The 26,063-nt window shown below is 61.4% G+C and carries 28 protein-coding genes; 14 read left to right on the top strand and 14 right to left on the bottom strand.

The genetic code is table 11. The features are described from left to right. Nucleotides 1-56 precede the first annotated feature (56 nt). The 8 genes from BEN47_RS07655 to BEN47_RS07625 all read right to left on the bottom strand — a co-directional run bounded on the left by BEN47_RS07655 (nucleotide 57) and on the right by BEN47_RS07625 (nucleotide 5,571). A complete protein-coding gene (locus tag BEN47_RS07655; protein WP_070726880.1) occupies nucleotides 57-710 on the bottom strand; it encodes an NAD(P)H-binding protein in 654 nt (217 codons plus the stop codon). Between the two features lie 264 nt (nucleotides 711-974). Next, nucleotides 975-1,811 carry a CvfB family protein gene (locus BEN47_RS07650; RefSeq protein WP_070726878.1) on the bottom strand — a complete coding sequence of 279 codons (837 nt, stop codon included), beginning with the start codon at nucleotides 1,809-1,811 and terminating at the stop codon, nucleotides 975-977. A 144-nt stretch (nucleotides 1,812-1,955) separates the two neighbouring features. Beyond that, nucleotides 1,956-2,834, bottom strand: a complete 879-nt coding sequence (locus tag BEN47_RS07645) for an NAD(P)-binding domain-containing protein (RefSeq protein WP_317039486.1) — start codon at nucleotides 2,832-2,834, stop codon at nucleotides 1,956-1,958. Further along, nucleotides 2,774-3,016: an NAD(P)-binding protein gene (locus BEN47_RS22625; RefSeq protein ID WP_317039485.1), complete on the bottom strand. Its 243-nt coding sequence runs from the start codon at nucleotides 3,014-3,016 to the stop codon at nucleotides 2,774-2,776. The genes BEN47_RS07645 and BEN47_RS22625 overlap by 61 nt, the downstream gene beginning before the upstream one ends. Before the next feature lie 16 nt (nucleotides 3,017-3,032). Further along, on the bottom strand, nucleotides 3,033-3,458 hold the full coding sequence (locus tag BEN47_RS07640; protein ID WP_070726875.1) for an arsenate reductase ArsC: 426 nt from the start codon (nucleotides 3,456-3,458) through the stop codon (nucleotides 3,033-3,035). 65 nt (nucleotides 3,459-3,523) lie between these two features. After that, nucleotides 3,524-4,633, bottom strand: coding sequence for an ACR3 family arsenite efflux transporter (arsB, locus tag BEN47_RS07635; protein WP_317039484.1), 1,110 nt, complete (start codon nucleotides 4,631-4,633; stop codon nucleotides 3,524-3,526). A gap of 121 nt (nucleotides 4,634-4,754) precedes the next feature. After that, nucleotides 4,755-5,210, bottom strand: coding sequence for a DUF6428 family protein (locus BEN47_RS07630; RefSeq protein WP_070726873.1), 456 nt, complete (start codon nucleotides 5,208-5,210; stop codon nucleotides 4,755-4,757). Between the two features lie 25 nt (nucleotides 5,211-5,235). Next, nucleotides 5,236-5,571, bottom strand: a complete 336-nt coding sequence (locus tag BEN47_RS07625) for an ArsR/SmtB family transcription factor (protein ID WP_070726871.1) — start codon at nucleotides 5,569-5,571, stop codon at nucleotides 5,236-5,238. Between the two features lie 378 nt (nucleotides 5,572-5,949). Between BEN47_RS07625 and BEN47_RS07620 the strand changes: the two genes are divergently transcribed. Beyond that, nucleotides 5,950-6,423, top strand: a complete 474-nt coding sequence (locus tag BEN47_RS07620) for an energy transducer TonB (protein ID WP_070726869.1) — start codon at nucleotides 5,950-5,952, stop codon at nucleotides 6,421-6,423. A 96-nt stretch (nucleotides 6,424-6,519) separates the two neighbouring features. Here BEN47_RS07620 and BEN47_RS07615 read toward each other — a convergent pair whose 3' ends face one another. Next, a complete protein-coding gene (locus BEN47_RS07615) occupies nucleotides 6,520-8,481 on the bottom strand; it encodes a BamA/TamA family outer membrane protein (RefSeq protein WP_125921566.1) in 1,962 nt (653 codons plus the stop codon). Nucleotides 8,482-8,735: 254 nt separating this feature from the next. Between BEN47_RS07615 and BEN47_RS07610 the strand changes: the two genes are divergently transcribed. The 5 genes from BEN47_RS07610 (at nucleotide 8,736) to rfbD (ending at nucleotide 12,858) form a co-directional block, all read left to right on the top strand. Beyond that, nucleotides 8,736-10,004, top strand: a complete 1,269-nt coding sequence (locus tag BEN47_RS07610; RefSeq protein WP_070726868.1) for a putative DNA modification/repair radical SAM protein — start codon at nucleotides 8,736-8,738, stop codon at nucleotides 10,002-10,004. A 7-nt stretch (nucleotides 10,005-10,011) separates the two neighbouring features. Continuing rightward, nucleotides 10,012-10,281, top strand: a complete 270-nt coding sequence (locus BEN47_RS07605) for a hypothetical protein (RefSeq protein WP_070726866.1) — start codon at nucleotides 10,012-10,014, stop codon at nucleotides 10,279-10,281. A 64-nt stretch (nucleotides 10,282-10,345) separates the two neighbouring features. Then, on the top strand, nucleotides 10,346-10,861 hold the full coding sequence (locus tag BEN47_RS07600) for a GNAT family N-acetyltransferase (protein ID WP_070726863.1): 516 nt from the start codon (nucleotides 10,346-10,348) through the stop codon (nucleotides 10,859-10,861). Between the two features lie 58 nt (nucleotides 10,862-10,919). Beyond that, a complete protein-coding gene (locus tag BEN47_RS07595) occupies nucleotides 10,920-11,864 on the top strand; it encodes a TIGR03915 family putative DNA repair protein (RefSeq protein WP_193427134.1) in 945 nt (314 codons plus the stop codon). 130 nt (nucleotides 11,865-11,994) lie between these two features. Beyond that, nucleotides 11,995-12,858, top strand: coding sequence for a dTDP-4-dehydrorhamnose reductase (gene rfbD, locus BEN47_RS07590; RefSeq protein WP_070726860.1), 864 nt, complete (start codon nucleotides 11,995-11,997; stop codon nucleotides 12,856-12,858). 325 nt (nucleotides 12,859-13,183) lie between these two features. On the opposite strand, the gene BEN47_RS07585 is transcribed toward rfbD, so the two are convergent. Next, complete coding sequence (locus tag BEN47_RS07585; protein WP_083322231.1) at nucleotides 13,184-14,422, bottom strand: MFS transporter; 1,239 nt, start codon at nucleotides 14,420-14,422, stop codon at nucleotides 13,184-13,186. Between the two features lie 200 nt (nucleotides 14,423-14,622). Here BEN47_RS07585 and BEN47_RS07580 point away from each other — a divergent pair, with 200 nt between their 5' ends. Continuing rightward, nucleotides 14,623-15,153, top strand: coding sequence for a GreA/GreB family elongation factor (locus BEN47_RS07580; RefSeq protein WP_070726858.1), 531 nt, complete (start codon nucleotides 14,623-14,625; stop codon nucleotides 15,151-15,153). A 103-nt stretch (nucleotides 15,154-15,256) separates the two neighbouring features. On the opposite strand, the gene BEN47_RS07575 is transcribed toward BEN47_RS07580, so the two are convergent. Continuing rightward, nucleotides 15,257-16,180, bottom strand: a complete 924-nt coding sequence (locus tag BEN47_RS07575) for an AraC family transcriptional regulator (RefSeq protein ID WP_070726855.1) — start codon at nucleotides 16,178-16,180, stop codon at nucleotides 15,257-15,259. Between the two features lie 241 nt (nucleotides 16,181-16,421). Here BEN47_RS07575 and BEN47_RS07570 point away from each other — a divergent pair, with 241 nt between their 5' ends. From BEN47_RS07570 to BEN47_RS07560, 3 genes are all read left to right on the top strand, one after another. Continuing rightward, entirely contained in the window at nucleotides 16,422-17,951 is a 1,530-nt protein-coding gene (locus tag BEN47_RS07570; RefSeq protein ID WP_070726853.1) for an aldehyde dehydrogenase family protein, read from the top strand. A gap of 225 nt (nucleotides 17,952-18,176) precedes the next feature. Then, on the top strand, nucleotides 18,177-18,539 hold the full coding sequence (locus tag BEN47_RS07565) for a hypothetical protein (RefSeq protein WP_070726851.1): 363 nt from the start codon (nucleotides 18,177-18,179) through the stop codon (nucleotides 18,537-18,539). Between the two features lie 72 nt (nucleotides 18,540-18,611). Further along, entirely contained in the window at nucleotides 18,612-19,013 is a 402-nt protein-coding gene (locus tag BEN47_RS07560) for a DUF779 domain-containing protein (RefSeq protein ID WP_070726849.1), read from the top strand. Between the two features lie 149 nt (nucleotides 19,014-19,162). Here BEN47_RS07560 and BEN47_RS07555 read toward each other — a convergent pair whose 3' ends face one another. From BEN47_RS07555 to BEN47_RS07545, 3 genes are all read right to left on the bottom strand, one after another. Further along, nucleotides 19,163-19,636: a MaoC family dehydratase gene (locus BEN47_RS07555; protein ID WP_070726847.1), complete on the bottom strand. Its 474-nt coding sequence runs from the start codon at nucleotides 19,634-19,636 to the stop codon at nucleotides 19,163-19,165. Between the two features lie 78 nt (nucleotides 19,637-19,714). After that, nucleotides 19,715-20,455, bottom strand: coding sequence for a DUF4197 domain-containing protein (locus BEN47_RS07550; RefSeq protein WP_070726845.1), 741 nt, complete (start codon nucleotides 20,453-20,455; stop codon nucleotides 19,715-19,717). Nucleotides 20,456-20,575: 120 nt separating this feature from the next. Continuing rightward, nucleotides 20,576-21,889, bottom strand: coding sequence for a family 1 glycosylhydrolase (locus BEN47_RS07545; protein WP_070726843.1), 1,314 nt, complete (start codon nucleotides 21,887-21,889; stop codon nucleotides 20,576-20,578). Between the two features lie 218 nt (nucleotides 21,890-22,107). Here BEN47_RS07545 and BEN47_RS07540 point away from each other — a divergent pair, with 218 nt between their 5' ends. From BEN47_RS07540 to BEN47_RS07525, 4 genes are all read left to right on the top strand, one after another. Further along, nucleotides 22,108-22,734, top strand: a complete 627-nt coding sequence (locus tag BEN47_RS07540) for a bifunctional 4-hydroxy-2-oxoglutarate aldolase/2-dehydro-3-deoxy-phosphogluconate aldolase (protein WP_070726842.1) — start codon at nucleotides 22,108-22,110, stop codon at nucleotides 22,732-22,734. Between the two features lie 30 nt (nucleotides 22,735-22,764). Next, nucleotides 22,765-23,913, top strand: coding sequence for a galactonate dehydratase (gene dgoD / locus BEN47_RS07535; protein ID WP_070726841.1), 1,149 nt, complete (start codon nucleotides 22,765-22,767; stop codon nucleotides 23,911-23,913). A 192-nt stretch (nucleotides 23,914-24,105) separates the two neighbouring features. After that, nucleotides 24,106-25,095: a 2-dehydro-3-deoxygalactonokinase gene (locus BEN47_RS07530; protein ID WP_083322230.1), complete on the top strand. Its 990-nt coding sequence runs from the start codon at nucleotides 24,106-24,108 to the stop codon at nucleotides 25,093-25,095. A gap of 84 nt (nucleotides 25,096-25,179) precedes the next feature. Next, on the top strand, nucleotides 25,180-26,055 hold the full coding sequence (locus BEN47_RS07525; protein WP_070726836.1) for an SMP-30/gluconolactonase/LRE family protein: 876 nt from the start codon (nucleotides 25,180-25,182) through the stop codon (nucleotides 26,053-26,055). Nucleotides 26,056-26,063: the final 8 nt, after the last annotated feature.

The following is a 26,063-nucleotide window of genomic DNA, read 5'->3' as shown; positions in this document are numbered from 1 at the left end:
GAGGCTAAAAGTTGGACAAAATTAAGCGACCAGCGCTGAACTCTGGCCGGGCCTACCTAACCCGCCGCAATTTCATCGGATAAGTGGATGCAGACGCCGCCGCCATCCTCCCCGGCTGCCCGCAGCATGGCCGCGGCCACGGTAGCTCCCGTCACGGGCCGGTACTTTTCGAGCGGGCCGCGCATGAGCGGCTTCAACACGCCCAGCACAGCCGCCCCAATGCGCTCCCCGAGCCGGGGCTGGGGCCGGTCGCCCAGTAGCAGCGAAGGCCGGAAAATATGAACGGCCCGGAACGGCAATTGCCGTACGGCGGCCTCCATTTCGCCTTTCACCTTGCTGTAGTACACCCCCGATTCGGCATCGGCCCCCAGGCTGGAAACTACCATGAACTGCGAAGCGAAGTTGCCGGCTGTGAGGGCCGCCACCTTCACCACGAAGAGGTAATCAACCCGGTAAAAAGCTTCCTTCGAGCCGGCCTGTTTCATGGTGGTGCCCAGGCAGCAAAATACGTCGTCGGCAATTAGCTGCAGGCGGACATCTTCCAGCTTATCAAGGTCCGTGACCACCTGCGTGAGCTTGGGGTGTACCGTCGGCACCGCCTTTCGGCCCACCACTATCACCTTGGCGTACCGTTCCGATTCGAGCAGCAACGGCAACAAGTGCGAACCAATAAGGCCTGTGGCCCCGGCGAGTAAAGCTGTTTTGCGCATGGAAAAGGGGATATAGAACGATAAACTCCCCTCATTACTAAGGAGGGGATGTTCGAGCCAAGGGCTCGGACGGGGGTGGTTGTGGGCGTTGAAAGATGTAAAAAGAACGACTTGCTAAGAACGACGATTCAAGCTCAGGGTTGACATAGCTGGCCCAACCAGCATCTGCAGAAGTATGGGCTGCTTCGTTCAACGGCACAACCACCCCCGTTCGCGCTGACGCGCGAACATCCCCTCCTTGTTAAGGAGGGGAGCTTTACCATGCTACTTTAGCACCGTGGCTTCCGGCTCCAGCACCACCAGGCCCTGCCGGAACAGCGCGCCAAGGGCCTTCTTGAACACCTTTTTGCTCATGCCCACGCGGCGGTACACGTCTTCGGCCAGGCTTTTGTCGCCGAGGGGCAGGCGGCCGCCGGGGGCGGCCTGAATGGCTTTCAGGAGGGTGTCCGTGGCCGATTCTACCTCACCGTAGCCGTCGCGTTGCAGGCGCACGTCGAGCTTGCCGTCTTCGCGCACCAGGCGCAGGAAACCGGGCAGCTGCTCGCCTACGCGCAGGGGCCGGAACACTTCGTTGTGAAACAGCAGCCCTTGGTGCGTGCCGTTCACGATGACAGGGTAACCCAGCTCGGTTTCGTCGGCCACGAGCAGGCGCACGGCGTCGCCGGGCTCGCCGGGGAAGGGGGAGTTGCCAAGGAACTGCTTCCATTTGGTGGAAGCCACCAGCCGGTCGCTCTCCTCGTCGAGGTACACGTACACAAACACCCGCTCGCCGATGCGCAGGTCGCGGCGCTGGTTGCGGTAGGGCAGGAGCAAGTCTTTTTCGAGGCCCCAGTCAAGGAACGCGCCGGCCGGCCCGTGGTCGCGCACGGTGAGGGCGGCAAAGGAATTGACCAGCGCCAGCGGCCGCAGGTTGGTGGCGATGAGCCGGTCTTCGGAGTCGCGGTACACAAACACGCGCAGCACATCGCCCACGCGGGTGCCGGGCTCCACGTACTTATTGGGCAGCAGCAGGTCGCCGTCGTCGGAAGTGAGGTACAGGCCGACGCTGGTTTCGCGGGCTACTTCGAGGTCGTTGTAATCGCCGAGGAGGAGGCTGGCCATCGGGTAAGGGTAAAGAAGGTGGAGGGCAAAGGTCGGCCCGGAACCGGGAATCCCACGTACGCTTTAGTTCTGCGCGGGCAAGCTTCAGCAAATTGGAGCATTCGCCGGCAACGGCCACCCGGCCACTGCCCCGTGGCCGCGAACCTACCCCAACGGCTCCTCCGCCAAAAAAGCCTTTACCTCTTCCACCGTGGCGCGGGCCGAGCGCCCCACGCCGATGAGCGTGGCGGAGGCAAAGCCCGTCCAGCTGCCGTAGCCCACCAGCCACAAACCCGCCGCAGCGGTGGCGCGGGTGCCCGCGGTAGCCACGCGGCCGTCTAATCTCACCACGCCCAGATTCTCCAGAAAAGACAGCGCCGGCCGGAAACCCGTGCACCAAATCATGGCATCAAAATCTTCGGCGCGGCCGTCGGGCCAGACCACGCCGGTAGGGGTAAATCGGGCAAACGGCCGCACGCTGTGGAGCACGCCGCGGGCGCGGGCTGCTTGCACGGCTTCCACCATCACCACATCGCCGAGGGTGGGCGGCCGGGTGGTGGTTTCGCCCGCGTGGTAGCGCTGCGTGGCCTGCGTGAAGAGCACCCGGCCGTCCACGTCATCGGGCAGAAAGCGCGGCTCCCGCTCCGTGACCCAGACCGTTTCGGCCACCTGCGATACCTCGGCCAGCACCTGCGCGCCGGAATTGCCCCCACCCACAATCAGCACGCGCTGGCCCACGAAGGGCTCGGGGCTGGTGTAGGCACCGGAATGCACCTGCCGGCCCGCAAATGCCGCCCGGCCGGGATAGTCCGGGATAAAAGGCCGCGTCCAGGAGCCCGTGGCGCAGACAAGGGCCCGGCATGTCCACTGGCCGGTGGAGGTGGTGACCACGAAGCCGGCCGGCGTGGCCGCCACCTGCTGCACCTGCACCGGCCGCTGCACGGGCAGCGCGTAGCGGCGCTCGTACTCGGTGAGGTAGTCCATTACCTGCTGCCGGGTGGGATAGCCATCATCGGTGGGACGGGACATGAGCCAGCCGGGCAGGGAACTAGCATCGGCCGGCGAGAAAAGCCGCAGCGAATCCCAGGCGTGCGGCCACGCGCGCCGGGCCCGGCGGCGGCATCCAGCATGGCAAAGGCCCGCCCCGACCGCCGCAGATAATAGCCCACGGCCAGCCCGCTTTGCCCGGCCCCAATAACCAGCACATCGGTGGTGAAAACCTCCATGGTTTAGCAGGTGGCTTTAGCTAAAATACTGGCGCTGGAAATTCTGGGCGTAAGCCTTCACCTGGTCGCGCACGACCCGGAACTGCGCCATGATTTCGGCCTCGGTGCCGGTGGCCTTGGCGGGGTCGGGGAAGTTGTGGTGCAGCTGCGTGGCGCTGGACGGGAACACCGGGCAGGCCTCGCGGGCATTGTCGCACACCGTCATGACGTAGTCGAACGGCACGGCGGCGTACTCGTCTACGTGGTTGCTGGTGTGGTGCGCAATGTCTACGCCGTCTTCCTGCATCACGGCCACGGCGTTGGGGTTGACGCCGTGCGTTTCGATGCCGGCGCTGTACACGACGGCTTTATCGCCCAGCAATTGGGTCAGGTAGCCGTGCATCAGCTGGCTGCGGCAGGAGTTGCCGGTGCAGAGCACCAGCACGTTTTTGGGGTCGGGCATGAAGTAAAAAAAGAGGATTGACAGGAATGGAGCGAGGTGTAGGGAAAAGGCAGGGGCAAACCCGATTATGCCGGCTGCGCCACGCTGCGCCCGCCGTACCAGCGCCGCCGCAGCCAGAACGCCACGTTCACCAGCGCAATCAGGGCCGGCACCTCAATCAGCGGGCCGATGACGCCGGCAAAGGCCTGCCCCGAGTTCAGCCCAAACACGCCGATGGCCACGGCAATGGCCAGCTCAAAGTTGTTGCCGGTGGCCGTGAAAGCAATGGAGGCATTCTCGGCGTAATCGGCCCCCAGCCATTTGCCAGCGGCGAAACTGATGAAAAACATAAGGCCGAAATACAGCGCCAGTGGCAGCGCAATGCGCAGCACATCCAGCGGGATGCGCACAATGAGCTCCCCTTTTAGGCTGAACATCACCACGATGGTGAGCAGCAGGGCAACCAGCGTAACCGGACCGATGGCGGGCAGGAATACCCCTTCGTACCAGGCATCGCCCTTCAGCCGCCGCAGCACCAGCCGCGACAGAAACCCGGCCGCGAACGGAATGCCCAGGTACACCAGCACGCTCTGCGCAATGGCCCCAATGCCGATGTTCACCGCGTAGCCTTTCAGCCCAAAGTACGGCGGCAGCACGCTGATGAACAGCCAGGCCAGCACACTGTAGAAAAGCACCTGGAAAATGGAGTTCAGCGCCACCAGGCCGGCGGCGTACTCCCGGCTGCCGTCGGCTAGGTCGTTCCACACCAGCACCATGGCAATGCAGCGGGCAATGCCAATGAGAATCAGCCCCATCATGTACTCCGGCTTGTCGGGCAGCAGCCAGATGGCCAGGAAAAACATCAGCAGCGGCCCCACTATCCAGTTGAGAAAGAGCGATAACCCAATGATGCGCGTGTTCTTGAAAACCCGCGGCAGCTGCTCGTACTTCACCTTGGCCAGCGGCGGGTACATCATCAGGATGAGGCCCAGGGCCAGGGGTACGTTCACGGTGCCCACCGAAAAGTAGTTCACCGCCCGCTCGACGCCGGGGATGAAATAGCCCAGGCCCACGCCCAGCGCCATGGCCAGGAATATCCACAGGGTAAGGCCGCGGTCGAGGCCCGACAGCTTCTTTTGCGCCAGAACCGTGGGGACCGGCGCGGGCCGTGAGGCCGGGGGATTAATCGTTGACAAAGGAAAGAGTATTTAGGATTTGAACGAGGACGAGACTGCGGCCGTGGCAGCACTACGCCCACCGTCGCGCTCCAGCAACAGGGTGTCGCGCCACACGCCGCGCAGCTGGCCCTAACGCAGCTTAGCAGCAGCCACCACCGGGCGTGCACGCCACCTGCAGCTGGGGCAGCACCGCGAAGGCGCTTGGGATGCCGCAGGCGTCCTGCGCCAGGCAGGCCGTTTGTTTGGCGGTCAGGCTGAAATCCTGGCCATCGAAGGTCAGGCCAAACTTGCCGATGGTGGCCTGCTGGTACTCTACCTCAATGTCCAGGTCCTCGCGGCCCAGTATTTTATCCGACAGGTTGAGGATGTGCAGGAATTTCTCGGGCGCGAGCCGGTGGTCGTAGTCGCCGGCTTCCCACAGTTGGAAGTTGGCCACGGTTTCGCGGCGCTCCACCCCGCCGCAATCAACAAAATGCTTCGTCACCAGCCCCACTTCCGTCACGTGGAAATGGGCCGGCAGGTAGCGGCCATCGGGCAGCTTGAAGTTAATGGCCGTGAGTCCCGCCAGGGATTGCTTCATCTCAGATATTTTCATGGTTTCCGGGTTTTAAAGGGAGTATTCAGCAGGCGCAAGCAGCAGTGGGGGCGGGCAATTCGACTAGCAGGCCGCTCAGCAGGTGGCGGGCGCGGGCCCAGCCGGCCCGGTCAATGCAGTAGCACACCCGCGGGCCGTCTACTTCGCCCTGCACCAGCCCGGCGGTTTTCAACTCCTTCAGGTGCTGCGACACGGTGCTTTGGGCAATGGGCAGCTCCGTCACCAGCTCGCCGCACACGCAGGACTGCCGCTGCGCCAGCAACTGCAGAATGGCTATGCGCGCCGGGTGCCCCAGGGCTTTGGCGATGACGGCCAGCTGCTGCTCGCTGGTGGTAAACTGGTCGCGTTTGTGCAAGGCCATGGCAGTATGTTTCGTTTATCGTCGATTAACGATTGTAAAGATAGCAGTCACATTCATTTGAGCAGCGTGTTTCTGTATAACATTGTTATTATGCAATAAATAATACAAAAAATCAGTAGGCAAAAGAACAGCCTAAGTGCAAAAGCAACAAAAACATAATGTTGCAAAATGCGTTTCTGCCCTATATATTGCATCATCACCAGTGCCAAACGGGCTAAAAGGTGCTTTCATGGTGCTATTAGTCTATTCTGTCTTCTTATTTGGCTATTCCATCGAAAAGACAATTTGTATAAATCCGTTAAGCGGATATACTCGTTATTAAATTTCAGCGTCTTCCGCTTGTTTACTCCTGATTCGTTCACGTAATCCTCTACTGCCGTGCTTAAATCCTTACGCTATCAAGCCGTGCTGGCTTTCGCCCTCTTCACCGGGGCCACTGCTCACAGCCAGACCCTGGCGCAAGCCGGCAGCGAACAGGCAACGCCAGCTACGCCGCGCACGTCGATACCAGCCAGGCCACTGGTTTATCCCGATTCGGTGTACATCAACCCGGAGGTTCGGCCCCAGTTCACGGGCGGCGACAAAGCCTTTGCCGCGTATCTGAGCAAATCCATTCGCTATCCGAAGCAGGCCTTGCAGCGCAACATCTCCGGCCGCGTTTTCGTCAATTTCGTGCTGAACGCCGAAGGCAAAGTACAGGATGCCCACGTGGTGAGCGGCCCTGGCAACGGCCTGAACGACGAAGCCCTGCGCCTCGTGTGGCTGATGCCCCCGTGGCAGCCCGCCCGCGTCAACGGCCTGCCCGTGCGCGTGGCCTGCACCGTGCCCATCTCCTTCAACACCCAGCGCTAAGTGGTAAGAGGTGAGGTGGTGGAATAGTGGGTTTGATGTTCTGTTTGCGCAAGTGGCGCAGTCACAACATCAAACTCACCATTTTACCACCTCACCTCATTGGTAAAGGCCCGTGCCGGGCTGGCCCAGACCAAAATCGGTGAAAGTCACCGTTTCGCGGGCCGTTTCGAACAGGCGTATCCCGTTGGCGGCGGTAATGCCCCGCGGGTAGTAGCCCACGAGTATCTGGAAGGTGCGCAGGGCCGTGAACTCGTTGCGGAACCGCAGGCCCAGGCCAAATCCGGTGTAAGGCGAACCCGAGAAGGGCGTGCCCCCGCGGGGGCGCTCACTCACCCAGGCGGCATCGGCAAAGGCCACGCCAGCCAGCCGGAAGCCCAGCAGCGAGAGCGGCGTAAACAGCGTGGTTTCGTAGTTCACCACAAAGCGGCTGGTGGCCTGAATGGGCTGGCCCGGCGAAAAGCCCCGCAGGCCCCGCTCGTTGGTGATGCCCTGCAGGAATTCGCCCGGCAGGCGGTTGAGTCCCACGGTGGCCTTGCTGCCCAGAAAGTGCCGGTACTGCCAGTTGCCCGCGTTGTAAAGCTTGGTAAACGAGGTGAGCTCGGTGGAAAGCACGCCCTGCTCCCAGCGGCGCGAGGAGTTCAGTAGCTGATAAGCGCCCAGGTCCACGGCGCCGTACAGGTAGCCGCTGCGCGTGCTGAAGCCCGCTGCCGCCAGGCGCACGTCCACGTAGCGGCGCGGCACTGCGCGGTTGAACTCGTAGCCAGCCGTGAAGCTCAGCAGCGTACCCGTGGGCACGTCCTCGGTGCGGCCAAAGCCGAACAGGTACCGGTCCTTATAATAGCGGCGCACGGAGTAGCCCACCGTGCCCAGCGCCGTGGTGCCGTCTTGGAAAGCGGTGGGGGGAAGGGGCACGCCCGCCTCGGGCTGCGGCACGGCGCGGTAATTGGTGTTGAACACCCGTGCCGAGACGATGACGCGGCCGGGGTTTTCGTAGCCCAGGTCGTAGGAGCGCAGCCGCAGGGCCCGGCCCACCCAGGCATCCTGCACCGAGTAGCGCAGCGGGTAGTATACGTAGGGCTCGCCGGGCGCTGGAGCTTGCAGGGCCACGTTTTGGTTGAAGGTGTTGACACTGACGGACCCGGCGTAGCGGACGCTGGGCGAGTAGAAGTCGCGGCGCACCGTGAGGCCACCCGCGCGGTAGTTGTACTCGTTGCGGTAGCGGGCCTGGGCGTAGATAAAATGCCGAAAAGGCGCCGTGTAGCTGCCTTCGTACGACCACTGCTGGGGCTCCTGGTCGTTGCCGCTCTTCAGGCCGCGCCCGTAGCGGTAGGAGTTTCTCAACTGGTGGCCCAGGCCCAGAAAGTTCTGGTCGCCGAGAGTGATGCGCCCCGCGGTGGCCGACCCCAGCTCGAACCCGCCCGTGGTGCTGAACACGTCGGTGGTGAGCACATCAATGTCCACGCTGTCGCGCGTGGTAGTGGCTTCGTTTACCAGCACGCGGGCATCCAGCAGCTCGGGCGTTTGGCGCAGCAGGCGTTCCGACTCCGTCAGGGCCTGGGGCTCCAGCGGCTGGCCGGGCCGGAACAGCAGCACCTGCCGCACCCGCGAGCGGGCCGTTTTGATGTGAAACGTATTGCCCGACTTATCCAGGAAAGAGCGCGGCGCCTTGGTCGAGTCGGTGAGGCTGTAGCCGAAGGCGTCCAGGGTGCGGATGTTCACGCGCCGCACTATTTTGAAGTTGTGGGCGTCGAACTGCCGGTCCAGCAGCACGGCGTCGAGGCCGGCGCGCTCTTCCTGGCGCTTCGTGAAATTGAACAGGGCCGAAACGGCCCGCCCGGCCAGGGTTTTGCGCCGCGAGTAAGCCTTGAGCCGGTTGAGCATCCGCTCCTCGTCGAAGCGCTGGCGCAGGGAGTCGGCCCGGTGGGGCAGGATTTCCCGGCTGGCTCGCAGCGAGTCGGGCGGCACCGCCGAGCGCGGGTCGAACGCCTGCGCCTGCGCCGGCCGCACCCCTAGTCGGAGCAGCACCAGGACCAACAGAATACAAAAGCGAAAGCTCATAATGGGGCGCAACGCTGCAAATTACGAAAAGGAGCCTGCAGCCCATGCGCGCCCTCTCAAAGCGCCCGCCAGCCCGCCAGGACTAGGCCCGGTCCCACGCCGGTGCAGAACAGGCTGCCTTTGCTAAAGAACGGGAAATGGCAGCTCGCTTATTTTTTGATAAAAAGAAACTATTACCAAAAAAATTAGCTTAAGTAATAGCGCCAATTTGGCCGCCGTTTATTACTTTTAAGCCCGAAAGCAAGCCACTTCGCATGAACGAGCGCATTCAAGAGAAACTAAGCATATTAGCTGATGCCGCCAAGTACGATGCGTCGTGCAGCAGCAGCGGGGGCAAGCGCAAAAACGAGAACAAAGGCCTGGGCAATGCCGAGGGCATGGGCATCTGCCACAGCTACACCGAAGACGGCCGCTGCGTGAGCCTGCTCAAGATTTTGCTTACCAACCACTGCATTTTCGACTGCGCCTACTGCGTCTCGCGCCGCTCCAACGACGTGAAGCGTGCCGCCTTCACCGTGGACGAAGTGGTGGACCTGACCATCAACTTCTACCGCCGCAACTACATCGAAGGGCTGTTTTTGAGCTCCGGCATTTTCTCCAGCCCCGACTACACCATGGAGCGCCTCGTGCGCATTGTGAAAAAGCTGCGCACCGAGCACAATTTCAACGGCTACATCCACGTCAAAACCATTCCCGGCGCCTCGGAGGAGCTCATTGCCGAGGCTGGCCTGTACGCCGACCGCCTCAGTGTGAACATCGAGCTGCCCTCGGAGCTGGCCCTCACCACGCTGGCCCCGGAGAAGAACTACGCCGAGATTCTGACGCCGATGGCCCAGATTCGGGACGGCATTATTCAGAATAAAGAAGAAAAGGCGCTGTTCAAGAAAGTGCCTGGTTTCGCCACGGCCGGCCAAAGCACCCAGCTCATTGTGGGTGCCAGCGGCGAAACCGACTTGGAAATCATCAAGCTCACCGACTCGCTCTACACGGGCTACGGTTTGAAGCGCGTGTACTACTCCGGCTACATCCCCGTGACCGACGACGCCCGCCTGCCACAGGTGACGCAGCCGCCCGTTATCCGGGAGCACCGCTTGTACCAAACCGACTGGTTGATGCGCTTCTACGGCTTCCAGGCCGATGAAATCCTCGACCCCGCCCACCCGCACCTCGACCTGGAGATTGACCCCAAGCTGGCCTGGGCCCTGCGCAACCGCCACGCATTTCCGGTGGACGTGAACACGGCCGAGTACGAAATGATACTGCGCATTCCCGGCGTGGGTGCCCGCTCGGCCAAGCGCATTGTGGCTGCCCGCCGCTTCGCTTCGCTCAACATGGAAACCCTGCGCCAGCTGGGCGTGGTGCTCAAGCGCGCCAAGTACTTCCTCACCTGCCAGGGCGAGCACCGTCCTATCATCGGCGAGCTGAGCGAGCAGCAGGTGCGCCGCCAGATTTTGTTCGGGGGCGCTTCGGTGCGCTCGGCACTGGTCACCCAGCAGCTGGATTTATTCGCCCAAGCCTCTTAAAGCAGCTATGAACTACGACGCTCACTTCCCGCAAAGCCGGTCCCGGTTGCACACCAGCAGCCTGGGCGGTGTGCAAAACGACATTTTATTCTCGGTTATGAAAATCATCCACCGCCAAAACGTGCCGATGCCTGTCGTCGCACCCTCCGACAAAGTCACGCGCCTCTCCTGCTGCTGCCGCATCAGCGAACTGGTGCCCCTGGTGCGCCAATTGCACGACGACGCCCGCGCCCGCGCCCTGGCCCAAATGAGCACGGAAACGCAGCAGGCGGCGTAGTTTGCGGCCCGTCTGGTAGCATTTCAGCGAATACCAGGCAAATACCTTTGCTGAAAACTACTCTATGATTAGGCTCAGCCCTTTGCAACGGGAAGACGTTGCGCACTTTCACAGATGGATTGCCGACTCAGAAGTCATCGATTTTTCGATGTCGGTTTTCCAGACTATGAGCACGCTTCAGCAAATAGATAGCTGGTTTGCGGCCACCTTGCAGGACGCGAAAAGCCTCAACCTGGGCATCTACACCACAGATACGAACGAGCTGATTGGCTACGCGGGGCTGTCGGGTATCTCAACCGTGAATCAGTCGGGTGAATACTTCATTCTGATTGGCGAAAAAGCCTTTTGGGGGCAGGGAATCGGCACCGCAGTGACCGCGCAGGTAGTAGCCATCGGCTTCACCAGGCTTGGTCTCAACCGGATTATGCTCACTGTTTCGGAACCCAACACGGGCGGTTTAAAGGCGTACGCTAAGGCTGGTTTTACGGTGGAGGGCCGTATGCGGCAGGCCTGCCTTCGGCGGGGTTCATTTCACGATAAAATCATGATGTCTGTGCTGAAATCAGAATGGCAACATTAATTTTTGCCCTAACCAAATCTGGTTAGCTCCGCTTAACTACTCCCGACTTTTATTGCCTTTGCGACCTGTACGCCGCCCGCCTTCCGCTGTTAGTGTCGCGCCTGCCCGCCGGGCTGGCGCTCCCGAACTCACCGCGCCACCCCGCGACTATACCTACGACGGCACATTTGAGGGCTTGCTCACGGTGATTTTTACGGTGTACGACTGGCGGGCGGCCCCCAACAGCATTCAGCCCGAGGCCACGGCCCAGACCGGTCTGTTTGCCCAGTCCGCGCACCGCGAAACCGACGAGGCCCTGGCCGCCCGCGTGTGGGAAGGGCTTCTGAAAACGATGGATTCGGAGGCCCGTGCCCGCCTCTACCACGTGTTTCTCAGCGAAGACGCCGAGCGGGAGATGCTCATCTTTCGGTACGTGGACTTGGCCTTGCGCGCCGGCCGCGACATTTCGGAGAACTACGCCAATGCCGACGTGCGCCGCATCCAGCGCCTGGCCCAGCAGATGTTCCGTGAGAAGCACCGCATGGAAGCCTTCGTGCGCTTCGAAAAAACCACCGACGAGCTGTTTCACGCCACCATCGAGCCCGATTTTGACGTGCTGCCGCTCATCGCCGCGCACTTCACCAAGCGCTACGCCGACCAGCGCTGGCTGATTTACGACAGCCGCCGCCACTACGGCCTCTACTACGACCTGACCCGCACCGACGTGGTGCGCTTCGAAGCCGACAAGCCGCAGAAAGCCTCCGACCTTTCCGCCACGGTACTCGATGAGCGCGAGCCCCTGTTTAAGCTGCTCTGGCAGTCGTATTTCGACCACGTAAACATCCCGGAGCGCAAGAACCTAAAGCTGCACCGCCGCCACATGCCCCTTCGCTACTGGAAATACCTGAGCGAAAAGCAGCCGCGCGAGATGCGTTTCGAGCCCATCAAAAACAAGCAGGCCATTGCGGGCAAGGAAGTATTGGCGGGCCAGAAGCAGCTGCCGCCGCCGAAACAGGCCCTGTAGCATATGCTTTAGCCACAAGCTAAAGCAGGCGTTACGTTGGACTTCCGTAGAGCATCATAGAACAGAACTAAGCTTACGGCTTGCAGCTTGTGGCTAAAGCCTAACTTGCGGTCTAATCCGAGGTTTAGCAATGAGTACGACACTGATTTTTGGGGCCTCCGGGCAATTGGGGCAGTGCCTGGCGCACGTAGCGCAGGAAAGAGGCACGCCTAACCTGGTGTTTCTGGCTGAGGCGCAGGGTAATATTCTCAATAAAGAGGGGCTGGCGGCGCTTTTTGCCCAGCACCGCCCGGCCTACTGCATCAACTGCGCGGCTTACACCGCCGTGGACAAAGCGGAAGACGAAGTGGATCTGGCCCGCAAAATCAACCGTGACGGCGTGGAAAACCTGGCCCGCCTGTGCGGCGAGTACGGCACCGTGCTCATCCAGATTTCGACCGATTTTGTATTTGCCGGCACCGGCAACCTGCCGCTGCTCGAAACCGATGCCACCGAGCCTATCAGCGTCTACGGCCTAACCAAGCTGGAAGGCGAACAGGTGATTGAGGCCCACACCGACCGGTTTTTTGTCCTGCGCACCAGCTGGCTGTACTCCGAATACGCCAACAACTTCGTGAAAACCATGCTGAAGCTGGGCCGCGAGCGCGAGGAGCTGCGCGTTATCTGGGACCAGGTGGGCACGCCCACCTACGCTATCGATTTGGCGGGCTGCATCCTCACCATCATCGAAACCCAAAACCAGCAGTTTGGCCTCTACCACTACAGCAACGAAGGCCTGACGTCGTGGTACGATTTCGCCGTGGCCATTTTTGAGCTGAGCACAACGCCCGTGCGCACCGTGGCCATTCGTACGGCCGAGTACCCCACCAAAGCCACCCGGCCCATGTACTCGGTGATGGACAAGACCAAGGCCAAAACCGAATTAGGCGTGGCTATTCCGCACTGGCAGGCCAGCCTGCGGACGTGCATGGAGCGGCTAGCCGCCGCGCAGTAGCGAGGGGACTACTCCCGGCCGTAATTGACCCCAAGTTGCGGAGTATATGCACAAGCCCTAGCGGGGTCGTACCCGGAGGGCGACATATTGGTAGAAAATCAAGCGCAAAAATGCTAAAGCCCCCTCGGGGTCGTACCCGGAGGGCGACACTTATTGAATGAGTGCCGCCCTCCGGGTACGACCCCGAGGGGGCTTGAAAAACGACTTCCCAGAAACTCTACTACCGATATGTCGCCCCGCTGGGGCTAAGGCTCGATATTCCTAAACATAGGTTAATTAATTAATCAGTTGTTAAGCCCCAATGAGCTGAATGTAAAGAAGAAAGCTATTGGCTTACTACTTGCTCCCGGCCGTAAAACCGATTCGCGCAGTAGGCCAGCGCCACCAGCCCTAGGCCCACAGCGCACACGCCGGGCCACTGGAAATGGTCCCAGGCGAGGCCGCCCAGGAAGGAGCCAGCCGAAGCCCCGATGAAGCAGGCCGTCATGTACACGGTGTTGAGGCGGCTGCGCGCTTCGGGGAGCAGGCTGAACACACGGGTTTGGTTGGAAATATGAGCCATCTGCTGGCCTACGTCCACAATTAGCACGCCCACGATGAGGCCGGCCAAGTGGTAGCCGCCAAAGCCCAGCAGCAGGAAGCCGCCCAGAAACAGCAGAATGCCCAGCGTGAGGGCGTAGTCCGGCCCCTTGCGGTCGGCCGATTTGCCGGCGAAGGAAGCCGCGAAGGCTCCGGCCGCGCCCACCAGGCCAAAGAGGCCGGCCACGTCGCTGTGGTAATGGTAGGCGTCACTTTCCAGAAAAAATACCAGCGTGGTCCAGAACGCGCTGAAGCCCCCGAACAGGCAAGCCCCCACCAGGGCCGAGCGGCGCAGCACCGGCAGCTGCCGGGCCAGGGTGCCGAGGGAGCGGAGCAGGCTGCCGTAGCTGCCCGCGTAGTGCGACTGGTTGCGCGGCAACATCCGGGCCAGCACCAGTGTGAGGAGCACCATCAAGGCGGCCCCCACCCAAAACATGGCCCGCCAGCCGAAATGCAGCCCCACGTAGCCGCTGATGGTGCGCGAGAGCAAAATGCCAATCAGCAGCCCGCTCATCACCTTGCCCACTACCCGGCCCCGCTGCTCCTCAGAAGCCAGGGAGGCCGCCATTGGAATCAGCAGTTGGGGCACCGACGAGAACACCCCAGCCAGCAAGCTGGCCGCTACCAGCAGCGCGAAGCTGGGCGCATAGGCTGCCCCGGCCATGCAGACAGCAGCGCACAGAAGTAGCGTCAGGGTGAGGCTTTTCCGTTCCCGTTTGTCGCCGAGGGGTACCACCAGCAGCAGGCCCAGCGTGTAGCCCACCTGCGTAACGGTGGCCACCAGACTCACGCGGCTCTCGGAAAGACCAAACGTGCGGCCGATTTCGCCCAGCAGCGGCTGGTTGTAGTAGAGGTTGGCCACCACCAGGCCGCAGGTCACGGCCATGAGCCAAACCAGGGCCTTGCTGAGCGGCGGCGGTACCGCGTGGATTGACAGGGCAGGAGTGAGCGAAGAAGGACGCGTATCGAAAGCGGTACTGGGCATGGAGGGAAACGGCGGCGCGGTGGCCAGGGCACAAAGCCCCTTCAACAGCGCAATGCTGCCGATGGTTGCGCCCCACGCGGCTTATTACAACCCCGGGTGGCTGGGGCCAGCTGCAAAGGAGCCCACAAAAACGCCGTGGCGCCGGGAATGCGCGGGCCGCAACGCGGCAACCCGACTCATGTGCCTGCGTTCAACCACCTATGAGCCGAGGATTTACCAAAGAGGACGATGCCCAGACGCCGCCCATCATTCCGCCCCGCGCGGCGCTGCCGCCCGGCACGCCCAACTACGTGACGCCGCAAGGCCTGGAGCTGTTGCGCGCCGAGCTCAGCGCCCTCGAAGCCGAGCGCGCCCTGGCCGAAGCCAACCACGACAACGACACAGACCGCACCCACCAGCTGTCCTACTACAACGGCCGCATTGCCCTGCTCGCCGAGCGGCTGGGCAGCGCCAAACCCGTGGACCCCGCCGGGCAGCCCCCCAAGGAAGTGCGCTTTGGTGCCACCGTCACGCTGCGCACCGTGCGCGGTGGCAGGGTGGGGCAGGAGCGCACCTTTACCATTGTGGGGGTCGACGAAGCGGATATTGCGGCTGGTAAAGTCGCGTTTGTGGCGCCCATTGCGTGGGCCGTGCAGGGCCAGAAGCTGAAGAAGCAAGTGTCGCTGAAGCTGGGTTCGCAGGAAGAAGTAGTAGAAATCACGGCCATTGAGTACTGGGCCCCTGACCTGTAGGAACGCGCCTTGGCGCGTTCGGCGCCTGAACGGTGCCCCGCTCAACAATTAAACACACCCTGACCAATGCCGCCCCAACGATTAAACGCGCCAAGGCGCGTTTCTACACTTGCTTCTTGTAAGCGCCCGGCGTCATGCCTTCGTGCTTTTTGAAAAGGGCCTGGAAGTAGGAGAGGTTGTTGAAGCCGGCCCGCAGGCACACCTCGGCCACGCTGGCAAGGGGGTGGCGCAGCAGGCGCTTGGCCTCGCCCAGCCGCTCCCGGATGATGAACTCGACCGGTGTAATGCCAAACTCGCGCTTGAAGACGCGGAAGAACGTGGCCTTGCTCATGCAGGCCAGCGCGCTGAGCTTGTCGATGGATAAGTTCTCAGCTAAGTGCTGCTTGATATAGTCCACCACGGCTGCAAAGCGGTGGGTGGTGACGTAGCGAGCGTAGTCGTGGGAAATGAGCTGGCGGGCCTGGGTTTGCATGAGGCGCACCAGCAATTCCTGCAGGGTGAAGCCGGCCAGCACGTCCTTGTTGGCGTGGGAAGTGCGCGCCACGGCCACCAGGCGGCTTAGGGTGTCGGTCAGCTCGGGGGTGTTGGTGAGGTGGGCGTAGTCGGGCTGCTGTAGGGACCAGGGCTGGTGGGCTTCGGCGCGGGGGTATCGCTCGTTGAGCAGGTCCAGGGTGTGGCGGATGGTGTCCGGCGCGATGGCCACGGCCAGGCACTGGGTGGGCTGGCAGAGGCAGGCTTCGGGGAAATCAATTTCCATCAACTCGTCCTTTTCTACCACCACCGACTCGCCGGGCAGGTAGTCGAAGGCGGCGCGGCCGGGCAGGTGCATCACTTTTTTGCCGCGCAGCATGGTGGTCAGGGCCAGGCCATCGAGACGCAGCCGGACGCGGTGGGCGGCCTGGTGGGTTTCGAACACGTTCAGCTCAAAACCATTGAGGGCGTACACGGTGCGGTTTTCGACGAGGCTGTGCAGGCGCTCGGGGGCTAGCGGGGCAATGGCGGCGGGCAGGTGAACGCGGGACGGCATGGGTGGGAATTTGCAGGAATATGCCTCGGCGCGTTCAGGCAGGCGCGCCGGCCTGGTCGTGGAAATGGCAATGAGCAACGCAGGGGGGCGTCGTTCAACGGTCAAACGCGCTGAGGCGCGTTCCTACAGCAAGTTGCGATTATTCCCGCATACTTTAAGACAATACCACAACCCGTGGAAAGGTTATTCAGGGAACTTTACCACCTGATAAACGCTCTCAACCTTTACTTTTTACAACGTCATGGCTGAAACCCTCGAAGCAACCTCCACCGTGGTAGCACGTCCCAGATTCAAGTCCCATTACGACAATTTTATTGGGGGCAAATGGGTGGCCCCGGTCAAGGGCCAGTACTTTGAAAACCCTTCGCCCATCGATGGCAAGGCTTTCTGCAAAGTGGCCCGCTCTACTAAAGAAGACATTGAGCTGGCCCTGGACGCCGCCCACGAAGCCTTCAAAACCTGGGGCAAGGCCTCGCCCACCACGCGCAGCAACGTGCTGCTGAAAATCGCCGACGTCATGGAGGCCAACCTGGCCCACCTGGCGGCCGTGGAAACCGTGGAAAACGGCAAGGCCATCCGCGAAACCATGGCGGCTGATTTGCCGCTGGCCATCGACCACTTCCGCTACTTTGCGGGCGTGATTCGGGCCGAAGAAGGCTCGGCCACTGAGCTGAACGAAACCACGCTCTCGCTCGTGATTCAGGAGCCGCTGGGCGTGGTGGGCCAGATTATTCCCTGGAATTTCCCGCTGCTGATGGCCACCTGGAAAATTGCGCCCGCCCTGGCCGCCGGCTGCTGCGTGGTGGTGAAGCCCGCCGAGCAAACCCCGGCCAGCATCATGGTCCTCATGGAATTGCTGCAGGACGTGATTCCGCCCGGCGTGCTCAACGTCGTGAACGGCTTCGGCCTGGAAGCCGGCAAGCCCTTGGCCAGCAACAAGCGCGTGAACAAAGTAGCCTTCACCGGCGAAACCACCACCGGCCGCCTCATCCTGCAGTACGCCGCCGAAAACATCACTCCCGTGACCATGGAGCTGGGCGGCAAGTCGCCGAATATCTTCACCAAATCAGTGATGGACGCCGACGACGACTTCCTGGATAAGTGCCTGGAAGGCGCGGCTATGTTCGCGCTCAACCAGGGCGAAATCTGCACCTGCCCTTCGCGCCTGCTCATCCACGAGGATATTTACGACGCCTTCATGCCCCGCCTCATCGAGCGCGTGAAAGCCATCAAGCTCGGCCATCCGCTCGACCCCGACACCATGATGGGCGCGCAGGCCAGCAACGACCAGTACGAAAAAATCCTGAGCTACTTGGAAATCGGCAAAGCCGAAGGCGCCGAAGTCCTTACTGGCGGCGAAGCCCACACCCACGACCACCCCGAGCTGGGCGACGGCTATTACATTCAGCCCACCATTTTCCGCGGCCACAACAAAATGCGGATTTTCCAGGAGGAAATCTTCGGCCCGGTGCTGTCCGTGGCCACGTTCAAAGACAACGACGAAGCCATTGAAATGGCCAACGACACGCTCTACGGCCTCGGTGCCGGCCTCTGGAGCCGCGACGCCCACGAGCTCTACACAATGCCGCGCGCCATTCAGGCCGGCCGCGTGTGGGTGAACTGCTACCACGACTACCCTGCCGGCGCCCCATTCGGCGGCTACAAGGCCTCGGGTTTTGGCCGCGAAAATCACAAGATGATGCTCGCCCACTACCGCCAGACCAAGAACATGCTCATCAGCTACAGCAAGCAGAAGCTGGGCTTCTTCTAAGCCAAAACCAGGCTGATTCAGTTCAACCAGAACGTCATGCTGAGCGCAGCCGAAGCATCTCTACCGCGCAACTTATTAAAGTTAGTATTGCAGTAGAGATGCTTCGGCTGCGCTCAGCATGACGTTCTGGTTTGGGCAGGATGGAAACCTAACGCTTCGGCAAAGCGGCGTTCCGTCGGATTTTGCGTAGATTCGGCTATTCCCGTTCCTAACAGTTTGACTGCCATGCAAGCAAAAAATAACTGGATTTTCGCCTTGAGCGTCATGTTAATTTCGCTAGGAGCCCAAGGCCAAAAGTTGCCGGTGCCTGGGGTAAAGAACCCAGATTGGGTGCTGCGCGAAATACCTCTGCAGCACGGCATGCCAACCTTGCGGGTGTACGCAGTCCCCCAGCCCGGCCGGCCCCTACGGGTAGACCAGCGCAATGCCGAGACGGGCGAAATTACGCGGCTTGCCGACCCGGCCCACGGTCTCTTTTACGACCTTGAAAACCATATAATAGAAGACCAGCGCGATGGAAAGCGGTACGTTTTTTATCGCAAGGGCAGCGTACCTAAAGCACCTCGCCCCGAAATCAGATTTTTGTAAACAGCGACTTTCTGCAGTGGCCCATCGGCTGGGAATAGCGCTCACTCATCCAGCCATTCACCCATTGAAAACATGCCCACTCCAAGAGTCCTAGTCACCCAAGCCGCCGAAGCCACCATTGGCCTGCTGCGCGACGAAAACGGCCCGCTCATGTTCCACCAGAGCGGCGGGTGCTGCGACGGCTCTTCGCCCATGTGCTTCCAGAAAGGGGAATTCCGCATCGGTGGCAACGACGTGTGGCTGGGCCAGATTCACGGCTGCGACTTCTTCATGAGCACCAGCCAGTTCGAGTACTGGCAGCACACCCAGCTCACCGTGGACGTGACCAAGGGCCGGGGCGCCAGCTTCTCGCTGGAAATCCCGCTGGGCGTGCGGTTTCTAATTCGCTCGCGGCTGTTCACCGAAGAAGAATCGAAGGATATGCTGCCGGTGCGGGAAGGCGAGGAATATTTGGAGGAGCAGGCCGCTGCATAGGTTTCGATTAAACGAAACCCAGAAACCCAGAACGTCATGCTGAGCTTGCCGAAGCATCTCTACCGCAACAGTAATTCAGTTACTACTGCGGTAGAGATGCTTCGGCAAGCTCAGCATGACGTTCTTTTTCTTGTTCTTACAACAACGCCTTACGCCGGTTCCTGGAAATGGTACAGAAAGGTGATGACACCGGTGTAAGCGGGCTTTTTCTGACCTTCAATTTCCAGCGTCACGGCCAGGCGCGCTTTGGCAATGCCGCGCAGGTTGGCCACCGACAGCAGCGAGGCGCGCAGGCGCACCTCGCTATCCACAGTCACGGCCTGGTTGAAGCGCAGGCTTTCGATTTCGTAGTTCACCTGCATTTTCAGGTTCTCGATAGCCACAATTTGTTGCCAGAGGTAGGGCAGGAGCGCCACCGTGAGGTAGCCGTGGGCAATGGTGGCCTGAAACGGCGACTCGGTGCGCGCGCGCTCGGGGTCGGTGTGAATCCACTGGTGGTCGAGGGTGGCGGCTGCAAACTGATTGATTTGCGCTTGCGTGATGGCGTGAAGGGCCGAAACGCCCATTTCCTGGCCCACGTAGCTTTCCAGTTCGGCCAAGCTACGGATGGTAAGAGTGCTCATATAAATAAAGGTGGCGTACGGTTGCGGTAAGGGGCCGCAAACATACGCCACCCGGCCACGCAATCAATCCAGGGCGTTTTAGCTGTTGCGGCCAAATACGCGGCGCAGCAGTTCGGTGGTGCGGGCCACGGGGTTCTCGCGGATGTTGGCTTCTTCCTGGGCGATGAGTGTGAAAAGGCCGTCTACGGCTTTGCCGGTGGCGTACTGCGTGAGGTCGGTTTGCACGGGCTTGCCCAGCGGCAGCTGGTTGTAGGTGGTGGCCAGGTCGGTGTAGTAGCGGGTGGCGCCTACTTTGCTCAGGCTCTGCTGCATGATGGGGGCGAATGCGCTGGTGAGCTGGCTGCTGGTGGTGCGCTTCAGGTATTGCGTAGCGGCATCGGGCTGGCCCGTGAGGATGTTCCAGACATCCGAAAACGTGAGGCTTTTGATGGCGGAGAGGAAAATGGGCTTGGCGCTGCGGGCGGCGTCTTCGGCCCCGCGGTTCAGGCTCAGCTCAAATTCATCGACCTGGCTGCCCAACCCGATGCTGCGCAGCGTGGTGGCCACGCGCTGGGCATCAGGCGGAAACGGAATGCGGATGAGGCGGTTCAGGTAGAAGCCGTCGGTTTGGGAAGCCTGGTCGGCGCCCTTGCCAATGCCTTGCATCAGGGCGGCTTTCAGGCCGTTGGCGGCTTCGGTATTGGAGAGGCCGCCGGTGGGGGTTCTCATCCCGGTGGGCAGCTTGATATTCCTGAAATCGGGAAAGCGAAACTGCGCCGACGCGCTGAAAGAGAGGCTTCCGAGGAAAAGCAGGGCGGCGATGAAAGTGCGGGTTTTCATAGGTGGGCGAGGCAGCGGGAGTAAGGCAGGCCGCCTGCTTGCCCATTTTGCAAGCGTCGTGCCACATCTGCCCAGGCAGGCTCGTCGGGCCGGTTTTGCGACTCGCCACCAGCTGGCTCGTTATTCGGCGGGGGCAGTATTGGCTTCGGCCGTGTCTTTATCGGCGTTGGCTTTCTTGGCGTGGGCTTCCTGCTGCTGGGCCCAGAGGCGGTGGCTTTCCTGCGGCATCACGATGGGCACCTGCAGGCAGATGCTGTGGGTTGGGAGCACATGGTCCCAGTCGGCGATGAGCTGCTTGTAGGCCTGGCCCACGGGCCGGATGTTGCGGTTCAGGTCGTAGAGGCCCAGCGGGTTGAGGTTGCCGTTGTCTTCGCGCAGGGCGGTGTCCCAATCCACTTGGTCGGTGAGGGAATACCAGGTGAAGCCCACCACGGGCACACCGTCGTTGCGCACGCGCAGCACGTTGGCCCATTCTTTCCAGAGCCAGTTCACGGCTTCGTCGCCGCAGGGGCCCTGCCAGAGGTTGGTTTCGGTGTGCATTACCGGCAGGCGGTAGCGGTCGTGGTACTGATTGGTGATGACGTGGTAGCCAAAGATTTCGCCCGAAGCGCGGGTGTGGCCGTTGGCCGACACGCGGTGTTCGTTGGTTTTGTAGTAGTCATTGCCCATGATGCAGTGGTGCTTCATGGTGTTGTGCATGAAGAAGTGGTATTCCTCGCGCGTCATGCCGCTGTCCATCAGGTACTCGTACATCTCGGAGTCCACGCGCCGGCCGTAGTTCAGGTCCAGCGACAGAAAGCGGCGGGCATTCATGATTTCGGCCGGGCGAATGGCGGCCGGATTCTCGGCGTGGAAGTACTCCGACGACTCGCTCTGGATAAAAATGGCATCGGCCCGCACTCCCAGAATGGCGCGCATGGCCAGCACATTGGCCTTCACAATGTGCTTGAGGGCCGTCACGAAGGCTTTGTCGGAGCTTAGCTGCTCGTTCCACCAGCCATACAGGGCCGAAAACTGCGCGCAGATGTACATCTCATTCACCGGCGTGTAGAGCTGCACCCACGGAAACCGCTCGGCAAAGGCGCGGGCGTACTGCGCAAACAGCTCCGGAAAATCAGGGTTCTGGAAATTGCCTATCCAGTCGGGTACGCCGAAGTGGCACAAGTCCACGATGGGTGCAATGTTGCGCCGCAGCAGGTCCTGAAACGTGTCATCGGCAAACGTCCAGTCGTATTTGCCCGGCCCCAAAAACGTGGTGTGAATGGGCGGCCCGTAGCGCAGAAAGCAGATGCCCAGCTCCTGCACCAAGTCAAAATCCTTCTGCCAATGCTTGTAATGCCCGCATTTAGCCATCTCGTCCACGCGCACCGTGCCGTTTTGGATGGTGGGATTGCTGTTTTCGATACCCGTGGCAAAAAGGAACTGGGGACCCATGGCGAAGAATTATAGGCAGCAAAAGAGAAGAAACATGGGCCGCGCGCCGGCCCGGCCGTATCAGGGGTACTGCAGTAGTGTCCGTCGTGTTTTGACCGGCGGCCAGCGGTAGGTTTTCGCTTCGGGTGCGATGGTGCGCCGGGAAGTATTCTAACCCGCTTTCCGCAATCTACGTTGTCGGAGGGCAGCATTCCTTCACGCATTCTTTCAAACCGGCTATGACAGCGTTAGCGCACCTATTGGAACACAAGCTGGTGGCCATCGTCCGCGGGGCCCATCCGCCGGACCTGGTGAAAATGGCGCAGGCCCTGCACGCGGGCGGCGTTCGGACCATGGAAATCACCCTGAACTCGCCCGGCGCGCTGGCCTCCATCGCAGAGCTTGCGGGCGCCATGGCGGGCAACATGCTGGTGGGCGCCGGCACCGTGCTCGACGCCGAAACGGCCCGCGCCGCCCTGCTCGCCGGCGCGCAGTTCATCATCTCGCCCACGCTCGATAAAAAGACCATTCGGATGACCAAGCGCTACGGCGCCGCGAGCATCCCCGGCGCGTTCACGGCCACCGAAATACTGAAGGCCTACGAACACGGCGGCGACATCATCAAGGTATTTCCCGCCTCGGTGGGGGCCACCTATTTTAAGGACATTGCCGGGCCGCTGCCCTTTATCCCGCTCATGCCCACCGGCGGCGTGTCGCTCGATAACGTCCGGGATTTTCAGAAAGCCGGCGCCGTGGCCTTCGGGCTGGGCAGCGCGCTGGTGGATACCAGCCAGCCCGTAACGGAGAACTACCTGCGGCAGCTGACGGAAAAAGCGCGGCAGTTTGTGCAAGCCGTGGCCGGGTAGCATGACGTGTTTTTACAAATTGATTCAACTATGAAAATCACCCGCTTCACATTATACCAGGTGCCGCCGCGCTGGCTGTTTCTCAAGCTAGAAACCGACGCCGGCCTTGTGGGGTGGGGCGAGCCCGTGATTGAGGGCAAGGCTGCCACCGTAGCCGCGGCCGTAGCCGAGCTCATGGAAAATCTAATCGGCAAGAACCCGCTCAACATAGAAGACCATTGGCAGGTGATGTACCGCGGCGGTTTCTACCGGGGCGGGCCCATTCTGATGTCGGCCATTGCCGGCATCGACCAGGCGTTGTGGGACATCAAGGGTAAGTATCACAATGCCCCCATTCACCAGCTGTTGGGCGGCCGGGTGCGGGAAAAGATGCGCGTGTATTCCTGGATTGGCGGCGACCGGCCCCACGAGGTGGGCCAAGCCGCCGCCGATATGGTGGCCAAGGGCTTCACGGCCGTGAAGATGAACGCCACCGACGAGATGGAATACATCGATTCCTACGTTAAGATTGATGCGGCGCTGGCCCGTATTGCGGCCGTGCGCGAGGCCGGCGGGCCCGGCTTGGGCATCGGCATCGATTTCCACGGCCGCGTGCACAAGCCCATGGCCAAGGTGCTGGCCAAGGAGCTGGAGCCCTACCGCCCCATGTTCATCGAAGAGCCGGTGCTGTCGCAGAACAACGAGGCCCTGCGCGAAATTGCTCGGCACACGTCCATTCCTATTGCCACCGGCGAGCGGATGTTTTCGCGCTGGGACTTCAAGCAGCTGCTCATTGATGGCTACGCCGACATCATCCAGCCCGACCTCTCGCACGCCGGCGGCATCACGGAGTGCAAAAAAATCATCAGCATGGCTGAGGCTTTTGATGTGGCGGCGGCCCCGCACTGCCCGCTGGGGCCCATTGCGCTGGCCGCCTGCCTGCAGGTAGATGCTACCTGCCACAACGCCTTCATTCAGGAGCAAAGTCTGGGCATTCACTACAACAAGGAAAACGACCTGCTCGACTACCTGACGGATAAAACGGTATTTGACTACGAAAACGGCTTCTGCAAAATCCCGGAAGGGCCGGGCCTGGGCATCGAAATCAACGAAGAATACCTGCTGAGCCGCGCCGCCATTGGCCACAACTGGCGCAACCCCATCTGGCGCAACGCCGACGGCAGCGTGGCGGAGTGGTAGGAGCGAAACTCCCCTCCTCAGCCGAGGAGGGGACGCGGCCGCGTAGCGGACGCTGGGGTGGTTGACCTCGTTGAACGATACCCGAACGAAGCGGCTGCGAGTCGTTCAACGAAGTCAATCACCCCCGTTCGAGCCCTTGGCTCGAACATCCCCTCCTCGGCTGAGGAGGGGAGTTTACGTTCTTGTAAGCCCATGGACTCACAAACCACTTTTCTCAGCTGCGATTGGGGCACCTCATCTTTCCGGTTGCGGCTGGTGGAGCGCGCGGGGCTCAAAGTCTTGGCCGAGGCCAGCTCCAAAGAAGGCAACGCGGCCACGGCGGAGCTCTGGCAGCAAGCCAACCAGCCCGCTGAGCAGCGCGTTGCGTTCTACTTTGGTATTCTGCGCAAGCACCTCAAAACGCTGGAAAAGGCTGTTGGGACTTCCCTGAACGCGGTTCCCGTGGTTATGTCGGGCATGGCTTCGTCTACCATTGGCATGCTGGAACTGCCGTACAAGGCGCTGCCCTTTGCCACCGATGGCTCGGACCTGGCCATCAAAATGCTTGCGCCAAACCCTGATTTCACCAACCCGGTCCTGCTGATTTCTGGCGTCAAAAGCGAAGTCGACGTGATGCGCGGCGAAGAAGTGCAGCTCGTGGGCTGCGGCTTTGAAACCAGTGATAAGGAGCAGCTTTTCCTGCATCCCGGCACGCACGCCAAGCACGTGCGGGTGCGCGCCGGGCAGGCCGTGGCGTTCGAAACCTACATGACGGGGGAGATTTTTTCGCTTCTGTCAAAGAAGAGCATTCTGGCAGCCTCGGTGGAAGAGGGCGGTCAGTTGGAGGAGGCCAACCACCGGCACTGGTTTGAAATGGGCGTGCGCGCCAGCCAGCACGCCAACCTGCTGCACAACGCGTTTCTGGTGCGCACCAACGACTTGTTCAAAAAGGCCAGCAAACGGGAAAACTATTTTTACCTGAGTGGGCTGGTGATTGGCAGCGAGTGCCGGGACCTGCTCAGCAACCTGCCCGCCAGCATCATACTAGCCGGAGAAGCCGTGCTAATTGACCATTACCGCGCCGCGCTGGGCACGCTGGGCATTGCCGACCACTGCCCCATCGAGACGAAAACTGCCGTAGAAGTAACACTGCGGGGGCAGCTGGCCGTGCTCAACCACAGCGCCCTCACCCAGCCCCACTGATGCCGTTATGCATTATGCAACGTATTGTTGATGAACCCAAAAGATAATGGTTGGCAGCTAAGAGCTGATGGCTAAACACTCATTATGGAAGCACACGCCATTCTGCACGCCCAAGCAGCCCTGGGCGAAGGGGCCCTGTGGAACCCCGCCACCCAGCAGCTGTATTGGGTTGATATTGAAGGCCGCTCCTTTCATGTGTTCGACCCGGCCACCCGACAGGACGTCTGCTTTCCGACGGGCGCGCGGGTGGGCACGGTGGTGCCCATGCGCAGCGGCAACGTGCTGCTGGCCCTGCAAACTGGCATTCACGAGCTCGACCTGCGCACCGGCCACCTCAAGCTGCTGGCCAACCCGCTCACCGACCCCAACCTGCGCTTCAACGACGGCAAATGCGACCCGGCGGGCCGGTTTTGGGTGGGCACGTTCCACATGGAGCAGCGGCCCCACGCCGGTACCCTCTACCGCTACGACCCCGATGGCCGCCTGCACGTGATGCTGCGCGGCATCACCAACTCCAACGGCATCGCCTGGTCGCGAGACCAGGCCACGATGTACTATATCGACACGCCCACGCTTACGGTGCAGGCGTTTGACTACGACAACGCGACCGGCAACATTGCCAATCCGCGGGCCATCATCCGCCTTCCGAAAGACGAAGAAGGCCTACCCGATGGCATGACCATTGACGCGGAAGGCAAGCTGTGGGTGGCGCTGTGGGGTGGCGGCGCCGTGCACCGCTACGACCCCGGCACCGGCGCACTGCTCCAGAAAATAACCGTGCCCGCGCCGTTCACTTCCTCCTGCGCCTTCGGTGGCCCCGGATTAGCAACCCTTTACATCACCACGGCCCGCCACGGCTTCACACCGGAGCAGCATGAGCAGTTCCCGCTGGGTGGAAACGTGTTTGCGGCGGAGACAGGCGTGGCGGGCGTGCCGGCGTGTTTTTTTGGGGATAAATAGCGGCAGCC

It is taken from the genome of Hymenobacter lapidarius (assembly GCF_001816145.1).
GTDB lineage: Bacteria > Bacteroidota > Bacteroidia > Cytophagales > Hymenobacteraceae > Hymenobacter > Hymenobacter lapidarius.
This window is presented reverse-complemented; position numbering and strand designations above follow the sequence as displayed.